Genomic DNA, 19094 nt, shown 5'->3' with positions numbered 1-19094 from the left:
GATCAGGCGCTTGTCGCGGCCGCCGGCGCTTGCGCAAACCGGCTGACCGGTCGTGGCAATCCGAAGTGCTCGCGCAGCGTGGTGCCGGCATAGTCGGTGCGGAACAGGCCGCGGCGCTGCAGGATCGGCACCACCGTGTCGACGAAGACCTCCAATCCGGTGGGCAGCACATCCGGCATCAGGTTGAAGCCATCGGCCGCACCCGCCTTGAACCAGGCCTCGATGTCGTCGGCGATCTGTTCGGGCGTACCGACGATGATCCTGTGGCCGACGCCGCCGCCGAGGGCGCGCAGCAACTCACGGACGGTAAGGTTGCCGCGTCGCGCGATGTTCACCGTTCCCTGGAACATGGTGTGGTTGGCGTTGGCCGGCAGCGGCAACGGATCGGGCAGGGGCTTGTCGAGATCGAGACTATCAGGATCGACCTGCAATGTGCCGGCAAGCCGCGCAAGGCTGTATTCGATCGGGACCAACTCCCAAAGCTCGTCCTGGCGCCGTTTGGCTTCGGCTTCCGTGCTGCCGATGACGGTGGCCAGCCCCGGCAGGATCACGATGGACCCTCCTGCGCGGCCGCAGGCTACGGCACGCGCCCGCAGATCGCGCGCATAGGCGACGCCGTCATCGATCGTCTGCGCAAGCGTGAACACCGCTTCGGCCTGCGCGGCGGCGAGGTCGCGGCCGTCGCTCGATCCGCCGGCCTGAACGGTGACGGGACGTCCCTGCGGCGAGCGCGGGACGTTGAGCGGTCCGGCCACGCTGTAGTGGGTGCCGCGATGTCCGATCGAGTGAACTTTTGACGTATCGACGAACCGCGCGCTCGTCTTGTCGCCGACGAAGGCATCGTCTTCCCAGCTGTCCCACAGCGCATGCACGACCTCGGCGAACTCCTTGGCACGATCATAGCGCGCCTTGTGTTCGAGCACGTTGGGGAGACCGAAATTGCGGCCGGCCGTCGCATCGGCCGTGGTCACGGCATTCCAGCCGGCGCGGCCACCGCTCGCCAGGTCCAGCGTCGCGAAGCGGCGAGCGATGTTGTAGGGCTCGTTGTAGGTCGTCGAGGCCGTCGCGATCAGCCCGATATGGGTGGTCGCGGCGGCGACGGTCGCCAGCACGATGGTCGGCTCGAGCGACATGAACGAGCGGTAGTCGATGCGGTCGGTGATGGCAGGCGTATCGGCGAGAAAGATCGCGTCGAGCTTGCCACGCTCCGCGATCTCTGCGACGCGCACGTAATGGCCGACGTCGAAGCAGGCACGCGGGTCGCTGTCCGGCAGTCGCCAGGCGGACGCATAGACGCCGGAATGCAGAAGATTGACGTTGAGATGAAGCTGACGATGAGACATGGCTGCCGTATCTGCGATGATGCTTGACGCTAGATATCGGCCTGATGCGTGCGCGAGAATGCGTCGTGGGCGGGTGCAGGCAAAAAGAAATATCCGTTCCCCCGCAGCGATCCTGTGCGCAAGTCCATGTCGTGCTGCCTGCCGATGACGCAACATCCGGCACGCCGCAACATGAATCTTCTTCGTGCGATGATGCGGGTGAAAGCTTCGTCCAACTCTCCGCGAATATCTGAAATTGCCAGAGTGGGTCCGCGCGGGCAACGATATCGCGACGCGCCGCATCATCGCGATCGATCCTGCCTGGAGCCGTGAATCATGTCGAACCAAACTCATCGCGCCGAGCGCGTGTCCGGGCCCGAAGGCTCGGTGGCGTTTGAGGCCGACGTTCTGGTGATCGGCGGCGGGCCCGCGGGGACCTGGGCTGCGGTCAGCGCGGCCGAGCGCGGTGCGCGGGTGGTGCTCGCCGACAAGGGATTTTGCGGCACCTCGGGGGCGACCGCGGCGGCCGGAACCGGTGTCTGGTACATCGATCCCGATCCGGCCCTGCGCGAGACCGCGATGGCCAACCGCGAGAAGATGGGTGGCTATCTGCAGGACCGCCGCTGGATGGCGCGCGTGCTCGACCGGACCTATCAGCAGAGCAGCTGGCTGGCCGACTGGGGTTATCCCTATCCGGAGGACGATCGTGGCACGTCGCAGCGCAATTCGTTGCAAGGGCCTGAGTATATGCGGCTGATGCGCAAGCGCACCAAGCAGGCCGGCGTCACCATTCTCGATCACAGTCCGGCGCTCGAACTGCTCGTTGACGACGACGGGGCCGTCGCCGGCGCCAGCGGCGTACGCCGGCAAAAGCACGACCGTTGGACGGTGCGTGCAAAGGCGGTCGTGATCGCGACCGGGGGCTGCGCCTTCCTCAGCAAGACGCTCGGATCGAACGTGCTGACCGGCGACGGCTATCTGATGGCCGCGGAGGTCGGCGCCGAATTCAGCAGCATGGAGTTCTCCAACCCCTATGCGATCTCGCCGGCATTCGGCTCGGTGACCAAGACACTGTTCTATGGCTGGGCCACCTTCAGCTATGACGACGGCAGCGTGGTGCCCGGCGCGGCGTCGAAGGGCGGACGATCGGCGATCGCGCGCGCACTGCTCCAGGGGCCGGTCTTTGCCCGGCTCGATAAGGCCGATGACGACGTGCAGCGTCACATGCGCGCATCGCAGCCGAATTTCTTCCTGCCGTTCGATCGCACCGGGATCGATCCGTTCAAGGACCGCTTTCCGGTGACATTGCGGCTGGAGGGCACGGTTCGCGGCACCGGCGGCCTTCGTATCGTCGACGACAGCTGCGCCACCAGCGTGCCCGGCCTCTATGCGGCGGGCGACGCGGCGACGCGTGAATTGATCTGCGGTGGCTTCACCGGCGGCGGCAGCCACAACGCCGCCTGGGCAATGTCGTCGGGATCCTGGGCGGGGCAGGGCGCAGCCGACTACGCCAGGCAGGTTGGGCCGACCGCCAGGCGCAGATTATCGTCCGCCGGAGCCGTCGGCTTTCGGAGCCGGCAGCGCCGTGCGTTCGAGCCGGCCGCGCTGGCGAAGACGGTTCAGGACGAGGTCTTCCCTTATGAGCTGAACTATTTCCGGGAAGCGTCGCGACTGCAGGGAGCGCTCGGACGTCTCGACGAGGCGTGGCGAGATGTGTCGGACGCCGACGCCGCCGGCAAGTCCGAGATATTGCGGGCGCGCGAGGCCGCGGCGATGCTGGCGACCGCACGATGGATGTACCGCAGCGCGCTCGCCCGTCAGGAAAGCCGCGGCATGCATCGCCGCGACGACTTCCCCAACCAGGACGATCGGCAGCGGCATTATGTGACGACCGGCGGTCTCGACGAGATCTGGACTGCGGCCCGGCCCCATGCCGAGGCCAGCTATGCGGAGGCTGCGGAGTGATCGAAATTATCGATGCCGAGCGCTGCACGTCCTGTGACATCTGTGTCAACGTTTGCCCGACCAACGTATTTGACAAGACCGATGGAATTCCGGTAATCGCCCGGCAAAGCGATTGCCAGACCTGTTTCCTCTGCGAGCTCTATTGTCCCGAGGATGCGCTCTATGTCTCGCCCTTTGCGGATCAGGCGCAACCGATCGACCTCGTTGCGCTCAGGCAAACGGACAGGATGGGCAGCTACCGCCGGGCGGTGGGCTGGACCGACGACACCAGCGATCGCCGCGGCATCGACCGCAGCTATCTGCTCTTTGGTCATTGAAGCCCGGCCGCGATGGCGGCGACCAAAGCGACCGAATGGACTGACTGAATGAACGTGCATCAATCCCTGACGGCGGTTCGGCCCGTCGAGCCTCTGCTGCCCGCCGCGCATCCGCCGAGCGTGGCGGACGCGATGGTCCGGTTCGAGCAGGTCTCGAAGGCCTATCCGGCCTACCGCGACAAGCCGAGCGTGCAGGCGCTGCAGGATATCGATTTCGCAATTCCGCGCGGCTCGATCACCGGCGTGATCGGCCGTTCCGGCGCCGGCAAATCCAGCCTGGTGCGGCTGATCAACGGGCTGGAGAAGCCATCGAGCGGCCGCGTCATTGTCGATGGGCGCGACATCTCCGGGCTTGCGGGCCGCGAGCTGCGGCTGGCGCAGCGCTCGATCGGCATGATCTTCCAGCATTTCAACCTGCTGTCGTCGCGCACCGCCGCCGACAATATCGCCCTGCCGCTCGAGATCGCGGGTTGGTCGCGAGCTGATATCGCGGTTCGCGTCGCGGAGCTGCTCGAGCTCGTCGGCATCGCCGACAAATACGATCGCTACCCGTCCGAGCTGTCGGGCGGCCAGAAGCAGCGCATCGGCATCGCCCGCGCGCTGGCGACGCGGCCGAACGTGCTGCTGTCGGACGAGGCGACCTCGGCGCTCGATCCGCAAACCACCCGCTCGATCCTCGATCTGTTGGCCAACATCAACCGGGAGCTTGGCGTCACTATCATCCTGATCACCCACGAAATGTCGGTGGTCCGTCAGCTCGCCAAGGAAGTCGTGGTGATCGACGGCGGCCACATCGTCGAACGCGGCCATGTCGCGGATATCTTCACGCATCCCGGCCATCCGGTCACGCAGGCCTTTCTGTCGGAGGTGGTCGGCGACAGCGTTCCGGTGTCGCTGGCAAGCCGCTTGCAGCGGCAACCGGTCGCGGGCGGCCGGGCCGTCATTCGCGTGCAGGTTCGTGGTGCCGATGCCGGCGACACCATCGTCGCCCGGCTGGCGCGCGAGCTGTCGATCGACGTGGCGCTCCTGTCGGCCCGGATCGACGAGATCGGAGGCCAGCATGTCGGCTCACTGACGTTGGGCATTCCCGGCGGCGAGCCCGTGGCCGACAAGGCAGCGTCCTATCTCTCCCAGCACAACCTTTCGGTGGAGCGCCTCGGCTATGTCGCGTGAACTCATCAACCTGATCGTTCAGGCCACCGGCGAGAGCCTGTTCATGGTGTCGATCGCTGCATTGATCGCCACCGCGTTCGGGCTTCCGATCGGCGTCTTCCTGGCCACCAGCCGCAAAGGGGAGTTGTTCGCGGCGCCGGCGGTCAACAGCGTGCTCGGCATCATCGTGAACGCGACGCGCTCGACACCGTTCATCATCCTGGTGGTAGCCATCATCCCGTTCACGCGGCTGATCGCGGGCACCTCGATCGGCTCGGGCGCAGCGATCGTCCCGCTGACCATCGCGGCAACGCCGTTCATCGCGCGACTGGTCGAGGCCGCGATCCGCGAGGTCGATGCCGGACTGATCGAGACCGCATCGTCGTTCGGCGCCAGTCCGCTGCAGATCGTGCTGAAGGTGCTCATCCCCGAGGCGCTGCCCGGCCTGGTGCTCGCGCTGACGCTCGCGGTGGTCAGCCTGCTCGGCTATTCGGCGATGGTGGGAGCGGTCGGCGGCGGCGGGCTCGGAGACCTCGGCATCCGCTACGGCTACCAGCGCTTCATGCCGGAAATGATGCTGGCGGTGGTCGTCGTCCTGATCGCGCTGGTGCAGACGGTGCAGACCGCCGGCGACTATCTCGCCCGCCGCGTCAACCGCCGCTTGCGCCACCGCTGAGACGGGAATCCGTCACGATCCCTTCGGGGCTGTTTGTCATTGCTAAGTTCCTACGGAGACCAAAATGTCCTTTCGTCCCATTATTGTGCTTGCCGGCGTGCTGGCGATCTGGTCGGCCGCCGCCTCGGCGGAAACGATCAAGATCGGCGTGACGCCCGGGCCGCATGCGCAAATCCTCGAGGCGGTGAAGCCGATCGCGGCCAAGAACGGGCTCGATATCCAGCTTGTCGAGTTCTCCGATTATGTGGTGCCGAATGCGGCGCTTGATGCCGGCGACATCCAGGCCAATTCGTTTCAGAACCAGCCCTATCTCGACAATCAGAAGACCGATCGCGGCTACAAGATCGAGCCGGTCGGCCTGACGGTCAACTTTCCGATCGGCGTCTATTCCAAGAAGCACAAGAGCTGGGCCGACATTCCGGACGGCGGCAAGATCTCGATCCCGAACGATCCCACCAATGGCGGCCGGGCGTTGCTGCTCTTGCGCGACAAGGGTGCGATCAAGCTGAAGGACGGCGTTGGCTTCAAGCCAACGGTCCTCGATGTCGCGGACAATCCCAAGAAGTTCAAATTCGTCGAGGTCGATGCGGCGCAGGCGCCCCGTGCGCTCGACGATGTCGACGCGGCCGTCATCAACACCAACTATGCGACCCAGGCCGGCCTCGATCCGGTCAAGGATCCGATCCTGCGCGAGGATCCGAAGGGGCCCTACGTCAACCTGATCGCGGTTCGCGCCGCGGATAAGGACAAGCCGTGGGTTAAGGTCCTCGTGGACAGCTATCACACGCCCGAGGTCAAGGAGTTTGTCCTGACCAAGTTCAAGGGCGCCGTGCTGCCGAGCTGGTAGCCGCAACCTGGTGATGGGTATCCGTTGCCGGTACGCCATCCTATTCGGCAGCGTCGGGACGGACTGCATTCGAAGGCGCGAGCCGGTAGCTTGCGCCGGGATGCGTGGCGTGAAGCCGCGGCCCGCGCCCGGGGAACAGCTTTTCCCGCAGCGTGCCCTCGCGATAGGCCGTCTTGTAGACCCCGCGTGACTGCAACTCCGGCACCACGAGGTCGACGAAGGCATCAAGCGATTCCGGTGCGACCAGGCGGAAGAGGTTGAAGCCGTCGACATCGGTTTCATCCGCCCAGGCGATCAATTCGTCCGCGACATCCTGCGGCGAGCCGACCACGAAGGGCGAGCGCGCGCCGACGCGGCTCAGCGTCGCGAGATCGCCGACCTTGACCGGGCGGTCGCTGCGCAAGGTGAAGTTCTCGACCATCGACTGGATCGCGTTGCTCTCGACATATTGCACCGCCTGGTCGGGGCGATAAGTCGAGAAATCGATTCCAGTCCAGCCCGAGAGCAGAGCCAGCTGACCGGTCTGGTCGACATGCGCGGCATAGTCCGCGAGCAGATCCTCGGCCTCTGCACGGGTCGGCGCGACGATCACGGTCGCACCGGCAAACAGGTGGATATCGTAGGGATCGCGGCCAAACTCCTTTGCCGCGCTCCTGATGTCGCGGACGGCGCGGGCGAGAATTGGCCGGGTCTGGCCGTTGAGAAAGATCGCCTCCGCGTGCCGCGCCGCAAAGGCCCGGCCGCGTTTCGAAGTGCCCGCCTGATACAATAGCGGCGTGCGCTGCGGCGACGGCTCCGCGAGGTGGATGCCGTCGACCTTGTAGTGCTGCCCTTGATGACGGACGGGATGGATTTTCGCCGGATCGGTGAAGATGCGCGCCGCACGGTCCCGGCGCACTGCGCCGTCCTCCCAACTGCCCTCCCATAATTTGTAGCTCGCGGCGAGGAATTCCTCGGCCGCCTCGTAGCGCTCATCATGCGCGCGGTTCGCCTCGAGCCCCATGCCGCGGGCGCCGCTGTCGAGATAGCCGGTGACGATGTTCCAGCCGATCCGCCCGTTGGTCAGATGATCGAGCGTCGAGAAGCGACGGGCAAACTGGTAGGGATGTTCGTAGGTGAGGTTGGACGTGATGCCGAAGCCGAGATGCCTGGTGACCAGCGCCATGGCCGAGACCAGCAGGGTCGGTTCGGCGTTCGGCAATTGAACGGCCTGACTGAGCGCCGCGTCCGGGGTGTTGCCGTAGACGTCATAAATGCCGAACACGTCGGCCAGGAAGATGCCGTCGAGCAGTCCGCGCTCGGCTGTCCTGGCATATTCGACCCAATAGTCGAGCGAGTTGTAGTTGAGCGAGGTGTCGCGCGGATGCGACCACAGGCCGGCCCAGTTGTGGCTTGGCGCCATCATGTTGAACGCGTTGAAGCGAAGCTCTTTTGATTTGGCCATCGACCTGTTCCGATAGGGATCGCGTCGGAACAACGTAACAGCTTGCCTGCGCGACTTTGTTTTGTATTCGGCGAGGAAGCGTGAAAATCCTGCTATATCGGAAATCCCGGGTAGCAGGGTCACGCTCATTGGCGCCTCCGGTCCGGTCGGAAGTCTGCGGGAATCCGCGAGCGCGGGCGATCAACTGCTCGATCCGCGCTGTGTGACGCGCGATATCGCGCGCCGGCAATGGCGGTCGCGCACGAAACAAATGCGTCGCGACGGATGTGCCATCTGAAAAATTCACGATGCCGTTCCGTGAGACGCCAGTACGTCCATCGCTATTTTCCTGGACATCTCGACAGCCGCAAAGTCGCTGCGCATCATTTCGCGACTTGCAACGCTTGGTTCACCGATCCCAGGAGATTTCGAAATGCCGGTCGAAACGAAGAATCTCGAGACGCTCGCCCTGCATGGCGGGTCCTACCGGTCGGATCCTGCGACCGGCGCAGTAGCAGTTCCGATCTATCAGACGACCTCGTTCCAGTTCGAGAGCACCGACCATGCGTCGCGGCTGTTCGCGCTGGAATCGATCGGGCAGATCTACACGAGGATCAAGAACCCGACGGCCGATGCCTTCGAGGAGCGGCTCGCTGCGCTGGAAGGCGGCGTCGGCGCGCTCGCGGTGGCGTCGGGCCAGACCGCATCGGCCTTTGCGATCTTCAACATTGCCCAGGCCGGCGACAACATCGTCTCCTCCACCGATCTCTATGGCGGCACCTGGACGCTGCTGTCGCAAACCCTGAAGCAGTTCGGCATCGAGGTGCGGTTCGTCGATCCGGCCGCCCCCGAGAATTTCCGTCGCGCAACCGACGCGAAGACCCGCGCCTACTTTGCCGAGACCCTGCCCAATCCCAAGCTCAACGTGTTCCCGATCAGGGAAGTCGCTGACATCGGGCGCTCGCTCGGTGTGCCGCTCATTCTCGACAACACGGCGGTGCCGCTGGTCGCGCGCCCGTTCGATCATGGCGCTGCGATCGTGGTCTATTCGACGACGAAATATATCGGCGGTCACGGCACGTCGATCGGCGGCGCGATCGTCGATGGCGGCAATTTCGACTGGGCGGCGCATGCCGAGCGCTTTCCGTTGCTGACCCAGCCGGACGCCGCCTATCACGGCGCGATCTGGACGGAGGCGGCCAAGCCGCTCGGGCCGATCGCTTACATCCTGCGCGCGCGCGTGAAGTTGTTGCGCGATCTCGGCGCCGCGATCGCGCCACAGAACGCCTTCCAGTTCATCCAGGGGCTCGAGACGCTGCCGTTGCGGCTGCGCCAGCACAGCGAGAATGCGATCAAGGTGGCGGATTTCCTGGCCAGGCACCCCGCCGTCTCGCATGTGATCTTCCCGGGATTGCAGCAGGGGGAGAACCGGCGCCGCGCCGACACCTATCTGAAGGGGGGCTATGGCGCGCTCGTCGGCTTCGAGCTGCAAGGCGGCGTCGAGGCCGGCCGCCGCTTCATCGACGCGCTGAGGCTGTTCTATCACGTCGCCAATATCGGCGATGCGCGGTCGCTGGCGATCCATCCGGCCTCGACCACCCACCAGCAGCTCACCGGTGAGGAGCAGCTCGCGGCCGGCGTCACGCCTGGCTACGTGCGGCTCTCGGTCGGGATCGAGCACCCCGACGACATCATCGCAGACCTCGTTCAGGCCCTGGCGCAGGCCGAGGCCGGTGGCAGCGCCCGCAAGGCAGCGTGATCGCACTCGACAGCATTGGAACAGGATTGAGATGATGAAGACATTGTTGCGCCTGGCGCAAGCGGCAGGCGTCCTCCTTGCCTTGACGGCCAACGCCGTCGCCGACGAGCCCCTCAAGATCGCGACGAGCGCCGGTCCGGTCGGCCAGCTGGCGGCGTTCGCCGCCAAGCTCGCCAAGGACAAGGGACAGGACGTCAAGATCGTCGAGCTGTCCGATTGGGTCGCCTTGAACGAGGTGGTCAACAGCGGCGACGTCGACGCGAACCTGTTCCAGCACGCCACCTATCTCGCGATCCAGAACAAGCAGCGCGGCTTAAATCTGGTCCAGGTGGACAAGGTCGGCGTGATCGCCCCGGTCGGGCTGTTCTCGAAGAAGATCAAGTCGCTCGACGAGATCAAGCCCGGTGACAGCGTCGCTATTCCGAACGAGCCGCTTAACGGTGCGCGGGGATTGATCCTGCTCGAACGGGCCGGCCTGATCAAGCTGGCGCCGGGCAAGGGCTTCTCGGTGAGCCGGTTCGACATCATCGAGAACGCCAAGAACCTGAAGATCGTCGAGCTCGATCCGGCCCAGACCTATCGTTCGCTCGACGACGTCACGCTCGCGCTCGTCAACATCACCTATCTGATCCCCGCGGGCGGCGATCCGAAATCGGCGCTGCTGATCGATCGTACCGTGGACGACGGATTGGTGTTGCGCTTCACGGCGCGGCCGGACAAGAAGGACGATCCGCGCCTCAAGGCCTTTATCCAGGTCTTCAACTCGCCTGAGGTGAAGAAATTCATAGAGGACAAGCTGCCGGCGTTCATTCCCGCCGGCTTCAGCAGCTAGTGCTTGTCGGTTCACGGCGGAGCGGGAGCTGCCCTGTCTCTTCGGCACGGGAGAGCAGGGCAGCAAGGAATTCGCGCCATAGCCGCTGGGTGTAGGCCGAAGCCTGGAATGTCAGCCGTAGGTGTCGCGGGTCAGCCAAAGATGTAGGCATCTTGTGCGCACGGGCTCGACTAGCCGTGCGGCCCGAACAGGAAGATCTCACGGGAGTCGCGCTGTCCGTCGGGATTTGCGGCGCGCGCAAGCCTCCTGCGCCACCGCCGCACCCGCCGGGCCACACGACCAAGCGCGTGGAGCCAAGAAGACGCCGGATGCATAGAACCTCCACCTAAGTGTCGTTTGACTGCACGATAGCACGTCCTTGCTCCGCCTGAGCGCAGACGCCAACCAGTGTCGCAAGTTTGCAATCGATGGATCGGACTGAGGCGATCTTGCAGAACGGTCGTTTTGTCGGCCGCGCGGATAAAGAAAGTTCGTTCTCCGAGCAGTCGGTGATCGGCGCTGGCGTCCCGAGATGCCGGGCCGGATCGCGCGCCGCCCGCGCAACCGGGGCCTCGACCGATACCGATCGATCCCTCGCTGCTGCGGCGTTGGGGGAGGCACGCGCATAATCCGGAAGGAGTAGGTGGGCTCTCCATGCGGGAAGTGGCGCGCGCAGCCGAACTGCATGAGACTACAGCAAAATATCGGATCGGCGAGGGTGGAGCCCCCCATGAGACAGGTGATTTCAGGTGGGGCGCTGACCGCAAAGCGGAAAGTGCTCCAGTTGCTCGTGCTGGCGGCGCTGGTTCCGCTGCTCACGACCATTCCGCCGTCCAGCACGGATGCGCAGGCGCAACGTGCTGCACCTCGTCAAGTGCGGCGCGATCCACCGCCGGAAAAGCCGCAGGTGACGATGAATGCCTGGACGGTCGGCCTCGCCGGAGGCCTGCTCGAGGGCGCGCCCATTCGCTTCGCGTCCGAAATCGCCCGCGTCGTGGACGATGGCGACAAGCTGCACGTTTTGCCGGTCGTGACGCGCGGGCCGACGGAGAATGTGAATTCACTGCTCTATTTGCGTGGCATCGATGCCGCCATCATCAACTCCGACGCGCTCGAGGAGTACAAGAGCCAGGTGCCGGATATCCAGCAACGGCTGGCTTACGTGCTGAACCTGTTTCCGTCCGAACTGCATATCTTCGTTCGTCCCGAGATTCAGAGCCTGAGCGATCTCACCGGCAAGAAGGTCAACTTCAACAATCTGGGGACCGCCGCGGCCTATTCGGGGCCCCTGATCTTCAGCCGCCTCGGCCTCGATGTGGAAAAAACCTTCATTCCGCATCAGGTCGCGCTTGAGCAGATGCGCAAGGGCGAGATGGCCGCGGTCGTCTTCATCACCTCGAAGCCGATTGATGCCTTCGTGCGCGGCCGCTGGGAGCCGGGGTTCAAGTTCCTGCCCGTGCCTTATGACAAGAAGTTCGAGGACTTCTATCTTCCCGCCTCGCTCGAGGCATCGGAGTATCCCAACCTCATCAAGCCGGGTGAGCGCGTCACGACAATTGCGGTGCCGACCGCTCTGGTGGCCTTCAACTTCCCGGCCAAGTCGAACCGCTATGAGCGCATTGCGCGCTTTGTAGAGTATCTGTTCTCGCGCATCGACAAGCTGCAACAGCCGGGCTTCGACCCGAAGTGGAAGGCGATCAATCTCGCGGCGACCGTTCCCGGCCTGGCGCGCTTCCCCGCGGCGCAGGCGTGGCTCGATCGCGAGCCGCGCGCCGCGGCAAATCGATCGCAATGAGAGGCGCGGCGACCCGCGTGGTGGCTGGAATCATGCTTCTGGGCGGGATGTCCTGGGCGCAGGCGGCAGACGATCGTCGGATCGCGCAGCTTCGCGCATGTCCCGAAGGGATGGAGTGCCCCGAGAAGTCGCCGCGCACATCAGCGCCTCGCCCGGCGAACTCGACGGGCAACTGGATCGTCAGCCTGACGACGTCGCCGGTCGACTATTCACCGGTCGCCACCGCCACGACATCGTCGCGCGATGGCGCCGGCGGGTCCGGGATGACGCTTTCGATTCGCTGCCACGGCGGACGGAACGAACTGATCGTCGCCGGGCCTGGTGTGTCCGGTCGCGGCGACGATTATGCAATCTCCTATCGCGTCAACGACGACCAGACGCTGCAGGTCGCGGCAGCCGTGCCGGCGTCGGGGACCGGCGTTGCGTTCGGCGGCGATGTCGTTCGCCTGCTGCAGTCCCTTCCGGGCAACGGAGGCCTCAATATTCATCTCACATCCCGGAAAGGGCCAGCCCTGGATGCAGTGTTCCCGCTCGGCGGGTTGGACGCGGTGCGCGTGAAGATCGCCGCCGCGTGCAAGTGGCCGCAGCCAGTCGCCAAGCCCAATGGGTAACAAGTAGCAACGTGTGTTCGACAGGAGAGGCATTATGCGCGTGTTTCAACATACTGCGAGAGTAGCCATCATCGGAGCCGTAACGGTCTTGCTCGCCACGTCGTTTGCAGCGGCGCAGCAAAGTGGCGGACGGTACTGGACACCGGGCACGACAAATCCCGCTGTCGACAGCAAGCAGATTGCAGAAAGCAAAACGCTCAAGCACAGGGCGGCCAAACAGAAGAGGGAGCGGTCGCCGCTTTCCGCCAACGCCCGGCTGCAGCCCGACAGCAAGCCGCACCGATTGATCCTGCAGGTGAACACCAATGATCCCGCCGCGATGAATCTCGCGCTCAACAATGCGACCAACGTCGCGCAATACTACAAGGATCTCGGCGAGAAGGTAAAAATCGAGGTGGTCACGTTCGGGCCCGGCCTGCACATGCTGCGCGATGACACGTCGCCGGTGAAGTCCCGTATCGAGGAGTTAGCGCTGAGCACACCCGAGATCACGTTCAAGGCCTGCGGCAACACGCAGGAAAAAATGCACAATGCGGAGAAAAAGGACATCCCGATCATTCGTCAGGCGGAGGTGGTGAAGTCGGGCGTCGTGCGCGTGATGGAACTGCAGGAGAAGGGCTGGTCCTACGTGAAGCCGTGACCGCCGCCTAACCCGAAAGGGGTGGATGGCTTCGCGCGGAGTTGGGGCGCATAATGCCGCACCTCAACAGATCGTGTCGCCTTGCGACGGGTGATTGCGGATGGGTCGCACGGTTCTTCTCAACGATGAAGTAGGTACTCTCTGCAACATCGCGGGCTCGCAGCGTCGACACGCGCTCAAGCTCGGACGACCCGCGCTGTTGTGGACGACCGCGGTCGTGCTGGCGATGGCGTGGGCGCCGGAGACACGGGCGTCGCCCGATCCGGCGCGCCCCTCGGCATCCGAAGTCGTGCCGCAGGGCGCGGGGGACACCGGCAAACCGGTGCAGGTTGCGCAGGGAGCGACCGCTGAGACTGCGCAGCCTCCGGAACAGAAGCCCCAGTCGGCGGAGAAGCTGTCCTGCGAACTCTCCAGTGCAAGGCTTGATATCAGCCTGATGCAGCGTATCGAGTACGAGCACGGGCGGGCGGAAGGGCTGGAGCGGGACCTCGCCGCGGCTCGACGCGAAATCCAGGCTGCGCTGGCGGCGAAAGCGGCCGAAGGCGCTGCCCCGACCAAGCAGACCGCGCAGGGCGGCGCGGAGTTGCAGGACGCCCTGCAACAGGCGCGCGAGCGGGCAGGAAAGCTGGAACAGGATCTTGCGACAGCGCGGCGTGATGTCGAGACCCAGACTGCGCGCGCGACACAGGCAGGCGAGGAGGTTTCCCGGCTGAAGCAAACAGGCGAGCGTGGCGCGCCGGACCTGCAAAAGGAACGTGAGCGGTCCGCGCGGCTGGAACAGGGTCTCGCGGCGGCGCGGCGTGATGTCGAGGCCCAGACGGCGGCGGCGGCAAAGGCGGGCGAGGATGTCCTGCGCCAGAAGCGGGTGGTAGAAGCCGGGGCCGCGGAGCTGAAGCAATCGCGCGAGAAAGCGGACATGCTCGCACAGGACCTCTCCCGGGCGCGCAGTTCGATCTTCGCCTATGAGGCGCAGGCCCGCAAAGCTACGGAAGAAGCGACGGACCTCAGGCAGGCGGCTGAAAAGGCCACGGCTTCGCCCCGCAAATCCACCCCCGACGACTCTGGACGATTAGCGCGGCTGGAACAGGACCTGGCGGCGGCGCGACGCGACGTCGAGACCAAGACTGCGCTGGTCACGCAAGCAGGAGAAGAAACCTCACGCCTGCAAGCGGCGGGGAAGAGCGCCGCTGCGGACCTGCAAAAGGAGCGTGAGCGGTCCGCGCGGCTGGAGCAGGATCTGGCGACGGCGCGACGCGATATCGAGAGCAAGACCGTGCTGGTGACCAAGGCAGGGGAGGAAGCGTCCCGGCTGCAAGCGGCAGGGAAGGGCGCCGCCACGGACCTCCAAAAGGAGCAAGAGCGGTCTGCTCGGCTGGAGCAGGATTTGGCGGCGGCGCGACGCGATATCGAGAGCAAGACCGCGCTCGCGACCAAGGCAGGGGAGGAATCCTCCCGGCTGCAAGCGGCGGGGAAGAGCACCGCCACGGACCTCCAAAAGGAGCAAGAGCGGTCCGCCCGGCTGGAGCAGGATCTGGCGGCGGCGCGACGCGATATCGAGAGCAAGACCGCGCTCGCGACCAAGGCAGGGGAGGAATCCTCCCGGCTGAAAGCGGCTGATAAGAGCGGCGCGGCGGATTTGCAAAAGGAGCGAGAGCGAACCGCCCGGCTGGAACAGGATCTGGCGGCGGCGCGACGTGACATCGAGAGCAAGACCGTGCTCGTGACCAAGGCAGGGGAGGAAGCGTCCCGCCTGCAAGCGGCGGGGAAGAGCGCCGCCGCGGATCTGCAAAAGGAGCGAGAACAGTCCGCGCGGCTGGAGCAGGATCTTGCGGCAGCGCGTCGCGATGGTGAAGCCCAGACGGCGCGAGCGGCAAAGGCAAGCGAGCAAGTCTCGCTGCAGAGGCAGGCAGCGGAAGCCGGTGCTTCCGAGTTGAGGCAATTGCGCGCAAGGATGGATGCCCAGGCACAGAGTTCCTCCCTGTGGCTGAGCACAGTCCATGCGTATGAGGCCCAGGTCCGCAACGCGCGTGGCGCTGCGCCAAACGCCGTGACGACCGGTTCAATCCCGCGGGACAAGCCCAAGTCCATTGAGGTGACCGCTCATCCAGTCGCCCAGCAAACCTTGCCAGCTCCTGCTCGTGCCGCTGCTCCGCCTGCTCCCGAGCAAGCCGCGGAAGCTGCAGGGCTGGTCGCGCGAGCGAGCTCGCTGCTCCGGCAGGGGGATATCGGCGCGGCGCGGCTCGTACTGGAGCGGGCGATCGAAATGGGCAGCGCCCAGGCGAGCTTCGCGCTGGCAGAGACCTACGATCCGCTGATTCTTGCGAAATGGGGGACCTACGGCACGCGCGGTGACGCCCGCAGGGCGCAAGATCTCTATGTCAATGCCGACGCCGCGGGAGTCCGGGAGGCGAAATCGCGGCTGGAAGCGCTGCGCCAGTAGCGCATGTGCAAATTAACCGGGCGATCTCATTGACTTAACGACCAACAGCCGTCTGCGCGGGGCTTGCCGCGGTTTACTCAAAAGGGGTGCCCACAATGGGATAGTTGTGCGTCCTCCTCCCAGGGGTCACGATGGCTGAGCTCTGCTTGTCGTAGTGCCGCTTTTGGAGCCACGGTCGCGTTCGGCGACGTGGTAGCCATCGTCGAACGCGAAAGTCGCGTCTATGGTTGTCGAACACCAGTCCAAGCCCGCTCGGCCCACGCCATTCCGAGCTCGCGGAGGAATGAGAACTATCCTTGCAATCGCCGGTCTTGCCGTCGTCGGTGTGGCAGCGATCTGGAACTGGGGCGCGGTCGAGATACTCTCGCACGCGGTGGTGGAAAAGGCGTTTGCCACGCTCGGTGCCCAGTACGACAGGTCGGCTCAGGCCGTGCCACAAGCCGCTGCGGCAGCAAAGCCGGATTCGTCAGGCCGGCCGTCGATGACGCCGGTCGTATCGAACGGCACGCCTGCCTCCGCAATCGCGGAACGCTCCAAGATCGCCGGCCCGGCGCGGGCTGCGCCGGCCGGAGAGTTGTGCGGCATCGGCGACAAACTCACGATTGCCTTCTACGAGCGCGTCGAACTCGAGGAGGACAAATGGGGGCGCGGCTCGGGCTCGGCCTTGCGCGGTCTCGTGCAGCGTCCGGAACTGAGCGGCCCATACACTGTTCAGGACGACGGCACGATTTCGGTCCCCTTGCTTGGCGCCATTCGGGTTGCCGAGCGGTCAACACTACAGGTTCGCACCGATTTGGCAGAGGCCTTCGATCAGTTGCTCGGCCACAAGGGCGTGGTCAACATTCTGTCGGTGGAGCACGCACCCATCTACGTGCTGGGGCCGGTCAAGAGCCCCGGCTCATTCAAGTATGTTTCGGGCATGACCGTGCTGCACGCGATGGCGCTGGCCGGTGGGCTCGACCGGGCCGCCTCGGAGCCATGGCAGAAGATCGAAGCGGTGCGGGAATCCCTGAGGCGGAGCGGCTCGGCTGACGCCATGCTCAAGCTGTTGGCACGCGCAGCAGTGCTGAAGGCCGAACGCGACGGCGCCGAGGCCAAGATTCCGCTTCGGTTGATCGATCTGGCGGGAGCGGCTGAAGCAGCTAACCTTGTCCGCGAACAGGCGGATCGGCGTAAGGTGATCGCCACTGCCCGCATCAACCGCGAGCGCACGCTTCAGAGCTCGCTGGAAGCGGCCAAGCAGGATGTTGCCGTGTATGGCCGCACGGAAGCGCTCGACGACCTGGTCAAGCTGCGTCAGGAGCGTGCCAACAGCATGCGCGCGCTCGCGGACCGCAATGTCATCAGCGCAACGGTGATGAATCAGGTTCAGATCGAGTTGACCGATGCCGAGCAGCGTAAGCGAGAGGCGCTCAATCAGTATGCGACGGCCAAACAGCGCCTTGCCACGCTCGAGGCCGAAGGATTTCGAATCCAGGCCGATATCCGGAACGACCTGGAGCTTGAGATCGAGGCCATCGAACGCCAGATTGCGGATAATGAGCGCGAGTACAATATCAGTGACGGGGTCCTCAACACATTACCTGCGGTCCGGGCCCAGAAAGAGGCAAACCGGACAACTTACCAGGTGGTGCGGCAAACAGCGACCGGGCCGGTCGCTATCGAGTCTAACGGGATGACCGTGTTGCAGCCGGGCGATCTCGTGAACATCATTGTGAACGAGGGCGACGCGAAGACCCAAGCCAATTCGAACCAAGCCAATTCGAGCCAAGTTAACCCGAGCCAAGTCAATTCGAGTCAGGTCAATTCGAACCAGGCCGGTCCGTCGGCCCCGGCCACGTCACCGACCGATCGACCGCCAGTTGGGCGAACTTCCGACCGAAAGGAGATTGGCCGAGCGGTCGCGGATCAAACGACTGCTCCAAAATGATGCCCGGCAGGACGTCATCCCGTCTGAAATCCTCGCCGGATGTCGATCGCGCGGCTTCGGTCGAGCAAGCCAGTTGCCATGAGCCGATCGATGTCCGCATTGAGCCCTTGGGGGACATTGCAGAACTTGAGGTCTCCTGGAAGGAGCTGGAGCGGCGAGCGGCAGGTTCGTTCTATCTGTCCTGGCTCTGGGTCGGCACGTGGCTCGCGCACCTCCCGCGCGGCGCACGACCACATGTGCTGGTCGCGCGGATGTCCGGGAGAACCGTCGGCCTGGCGATCGTGTGCCGGCGGACGGTGTGGAGCTTCGGACCGCAGGGGCGGGCGCGCTGGCTGCTCAACGAAACCGGAGACGCTCGCTTCGACCGGCTGTTCATCGAATATAACGGCATCCTTGCCGAGCAAGGTTCGGCTGCTCCCGTCATGGCGGCATGCCTCGACGCTCTTGCGGGCAGCCTAAGTGTCTCCGACGAGCTTGTCCTCTCCGGAATTGATCTGGACTTTGGGGCGCTCGCCTCTCGCGCAGCTCATCGGGTCGGGCTTTTGAGTGAAGTGAGGGAAGCAGACGTTGCGCGGTGGGTCGACTTCACCAAGATCGGTGAGAAGAGCGGGGACTACCGAGCCTCATTGGGTCGCAACACCCGCCAGGCCATCAACCGCGCCATCAGGCTGTATGCCGAACGCGGCCCTGTCGAGTTCCGGGTCATGGAGACGACGTCGGAAGCGCTCGCCGCGTTCGATGTGCTGGCCGGCTTTCATCAATCGCGATGGGGAGCCAAGGGATCCTTTGCCAACCCCGGCTTCCGCACTTTTCATGAAGACCTGATTGCACGCGGGGTCCCCAGCGGCGCCATCCGTATCTCACGGACGCTGGTTGGAGGGCAGACGGTCGGAGTGTTGTACAATTTCGTGCACGACGGTTATGTCCTGAACTACCAAAGCGGGCTTCTCTACGAGGAGGATGGCCGGGTGAAGCCTGGCCTGGTCAGCCATGTGCTGTCGATCGAGGATAGTATGTCGCGCGGCGAGCGCGGTTACGATTTCCTGGCCGGCTTCGCCCGTCACAAATCCCAGCTCGCCAATGCCGAGCACGCGCTGACGTGGAGCATCATAGGCGGGGACACCCTGGAGCGCCGCGTCGAGGCAAGGCTTCGGCGCGCCAGGCAAGCGCTGGGACAGTTCGTGCGAAAGCAAATGAGCGTACGAACGGCCCCGACCGGACATGGCGATGGCAGTTCGCCTCAAGCCATCCAAGGGCCATAAGCAGCCTCGTTTGATCGTGCGCAGCCTGGCTCAAACTTGAGGTATTATGGCGCAAACGCCACAACGGTCAGAAAATGACCCGGGGATGGGCGCTTCCGATCCATGTTGAATCGCAGCTACTCAGGGTCATGCCGCCTCGACCGC

15 protein-coding genes are annotated in these 19094 nt (G+C 64.7%); 13 read left to right on the top strand and 2 right to left on the bottom strand.

Going from position 1 to position 19094, the window contains the following annotated elements; translation table 11 throughout:
- Positions 1-2 precede the first annotated feature (2 nt).
- Positions 3-1343 (bottom strand): LLM class flavin-dependent oxidoreductase, encoded by a 1341-nt coding sequence (locus tag G6P99_RS40460; RefSeq protein ID WP_029085624.1) that lies wholly within the window; start codon positions 1341-1343, stop codon positions 3-5.
- Between the two features lie 315 nt (positions 1344-1658).
- Between G6P99_RS40460 and G6P99_RS40455 the strand changes: the two genes are divergently transcribed.
- The 5 genes from G6P99_RS40455 (at position 1659) to G6P99_RS40435 (ending at position 6279) form a co-directional block, all read left to right on the top strand.
- Positions 1659-3287: an FAD-dependent oxidoreductase gene (locus G6P99_RS40455; protein ID WP_165126133.1), complete on the top strand. Its 1629-nt coding sequence runs from the start codon at positions 1659-1661 to the stop codon at positions 3285-3287.
- Positions 3284-3604: a 4Fe-4S dicluster domain-containing protein gene (locus tag G6P99_RS40450; RefSeq protein WP_029085626.1), complete on the top strand. Its 321-nt coding sequence runs from the start codon at positions 3284-3286 to the stop codon at positions 3602-3604. Before G6P99_RS40455 ends, G6P99_RS40450 begins: the two co-directional genes overlap by 4 nt.
- A gap of 48 nt (positions 3605-3652) precedes the next feature.
- The gene (locus tag G6P99_RS40445; protein ID WP_029085627.1) at positions 3653-4777 is read left to right on the top strand and encodes a methionine ABC transporter ATP-binding protein; all 1125 of its coding nucleotides are present in this window, start codon (positions 3653-3655) and stop codon (positions 4775-4777) included.
- On the top strand, positions 4767-5432 hold the full coding sequence (locus G6P99_RS40440; protein ID WP_029085628.1) for a methionine ABC transporter permease: 666 nt from the start codon (positions 4767-4769) through the stop codon (positions 5430-5432). The genes G6P99_RS40445 and G6P99_RS40440 overlap by 11 nt, the downstream gene beginning before the upstream one ends.
- A gap of 64 nt (positions 5433-5496) precedes the next feature.
- Positions 5497-6279, top strand: a complete 783-nt coding sequence (locus G6P99_RS40435; RefSeq protein WP_029085629.1) for a MetQ/NlpA family ABC transporter substrate-binding protein — start codon at positions 5497-5499, stop codon at positions 6277-6279.
- A 40-nt stretch (positions 6280-6319) separates the two neighbouring features.
- Here the strand turns inward: G6P99_RS40435 and G6P99_RS40430 are convergent, their stop codons facing one another.
- Positions 6320-7723, bottom strand: a complete 1404-nt coding sequence (locus G6P99_RS40430; RefSeq protein ID WP_029085630.1) for an LLM class flavin-dependent oxidoreductase — start codon at positions 7721-7723, stop codon at positions 6320-6322.
- Between the two features lie 412 nt (positions 7724-8135).
- Here G6P99_RS40430 and G6P99_RS40425 point away from each other — a divergent pair, with 412 nt between their 5' ends.
- The 8 genes from G6P99_RS40425 (at position 8136) to G6P99_RS40390 (ending at position 18950) form a co-directional block, all read left to right on the top strand.
- Positions 8136-9461 (top strand): O-acetylhomoserine aminocarboxypropyltransferase/cysteine synthase family protein, encoded by a 1326-nt coding sequence (locus G6P99_RS40425; protein ID WP_029085631.1) that lies wholly within the window; start codon positions 8136-8138, stop codon positions 9459-9461.
- Between the two features lie 34 nt (positions 9462-9495).
- The gene (locus tag G6P99_RS40420; RefSeq protein WP_035978718.1) at positions 9496-10293 is read left to right on the top strand and encodes a MetQ/NlpA family ABC transporter substrate-binding protein; all 798 of its coding nucleotides are present in this window, start codon (positions 9496-9498) and stop codon (positions 10291-10293) included.
- 709 nt (positions 10294-11002) lie between these two features.
- Positions 11003-12067, top strand: a complete 1065-nt coding sequence (locus tag G6P99_RS40415; RefSeq protein ID WP_156929187.1) for a TAXI family TRAP transporter solute-binding subunit — start codon at positions 11003-11005, stop codon at positions 12065-12067.
- A 32-nt stretch (positions 12068-12099) separates the two neighbouring features.
- Positions 12100-12678, top strand: a complete 579-nt coding sequence (locus G6P99_RS40410) for a hypothetical protein (RefSeq protein ID WP_245284989.1) — start codon at positions 12100-12102, stop codon at positions 12676-12678.
- 34 nt (positions 12679-12712) lie between these two features.
- Entirely contained in the window at positions 12713-13318 is a 606-nt protein-coding gene (locus G6P99_RS40405) for a DsrE family protein (protein WP_029085635.1), read from the top strand.
- Positions 13319-13418: 100 nt separating this feature from the next.
- Positions 13419-15758, top strand: coding sequence for a hypothetical protein (locus G6P99_RS40400; RefSeq protein ID WP_165126130.1), 2340 nt, complete (start codon positions 13419-13421; stop codon positions 15756-15758).
- Positions 15759-16041: 283 nt separating this feature from the next.
- Complete coding sequence (locus tag G6P99_RS40395) at positions 16042-17688, top strand: polysaccharide biosynthesis/export family protein (RefSeq protein WP_165126127.1); 1647 nt, start codon at positions 16042-16044, stop codon at positions 17686-17688.
- Positions 17685-18950 (top strand): GNAT family N-acetyltransferase, encoded by a 1266-nt coding sequence (locus tag G6P99_RS40390; protein WP_051346893.1) that lies wholly within the window; start codon positions 17685-17687, stop codon positions 18948-18950. The genes G6P99_RS40395 and G6P99_RS40390 overlap by 4 nt, the downstream gene beginning before the upstream one ends.
- Positions 18951-19094: the final 144 nt, after the last annotated feature.

It is taken from the genome of Bradyrhizobium sp. 6(2017) (genome assembly GCF_011058295.2).
In the GTDB taxonomy this organism is placed as follows: Bacteria; Pseudomonadota; Alphaproteobacteria; order Rhizobiales; family Xanthobacteraceae; genus Bradyrhizobium; species Bradyrhizobium septentrionale.
The sequence above is the reverse complement of the archived record's forward strand: the minus strand, read 5'-3'. Positions and strand labels throughout refer to the sequence as shown.

Excerpts from the sequence above, each read along its gene's own strand:
- G6P99_RS40420 (WP_035978718.1), top strand. The coding sequence starts at position 9,496 with ATGAAGACATTGTTGCGCCTGGCGCAAGCGGCAGGCGTCCTCCTTGCC.
- G6P99_RS40405 (WP_029085635.1), top strand. The coding sequence starts at position 12,713 with ATGCGCGTGTTTCAACATACTGCGAGAGTAGCCATCATCGGAGCCGTA.
- G6P99_RS40445 (WP_029085627.1), top strand. The coding sequence starts at position 3,653 with ATGAACGTGCATCAATCCCTGACGGCGGTTCGGCCCGTCGAGCCTCTG.
- G6P99_RS40395 (WP_165126127.1), top strand. The coding sequence starts at position 16,042 with ATGAGAACTATCCTTGCAATCGCCGGTCTTGCCGTCGTCGGTGTGGCA.
- G6P99_RS40410 (WP_245284989.1), top strand. The coding sequence starts at position 12,100 with ATGCTTCTGGGCGGGATGTCCTGGGCGCAGGCGGCAGACGATCGTCGG.
- G6P99_RS40435 (WP_029085629.1), top strand. The coding sequence starts at position 5,497 with ATGTCCTTTCGTCCCATTATTGTGCTTGCCGGCGTGCTGGCGATCTGG.
- G6P99_RS40430 (WP_029085630.1), bottom strand. The coding sequence starts at position 7,723 with ATGGCCAAATCAAAAGAGCTTCGCTTCAACGCGTTCAACATGATGGCG.
- G6P99_RS40400 (WP_165126130.1), top strand. The coding sequence starts at position 13,419 with ATGGGTCGCACGGTTCTTCTCAACGATGAAGTAGGTACTCTCTGCAAC.
- G6P99_RS40455 (WP_165126133.1), top strand. The coding sequence starts at position 1,659 with ATGTCGAACCAAACTCATCGCGCCGAGCGCGTGTCCGGGCCCGAAGGC.
- G6P99_RS40415 (WP_156929187.1), top strand. The coding sequence starts at position 11,003 with ATGAGACAGGTGATTTCAGGTGGGGCGCTGACCGCAAAGCGGAAAGTG.
- G6P99_RS40390 (WP_051346893.1), top strand. The coding sequence starts at position 17,685 with ATGATGCCCGGCAGGACGTCATCCCGTCTGAAATCCTCGCCGGATGTC.
- G6P99_RS40425 (WP_029085631.1), top strand. The coding sequence starts at position 8,136 with ATGCCGGTCGAAACGAAGAATCTCGAGACGCTCGCCCTGCATGGCGGG.
- G6P99_RS40460 (WP_029085624.1), bottom strand. The coding sequence starts at position 1,343 with ATGTCTCATCGTCAGCTTCATCTCAACGTCAATCTTCTGCATTCCGGC.
- G6P99_RS40440 (WP_029085628.1), top strand. The coding sequence starts at position 4,767 with ATGTCGCGTGAACTCATCAACCTGATCGTTCAGGCCACCGGCGAGAGC.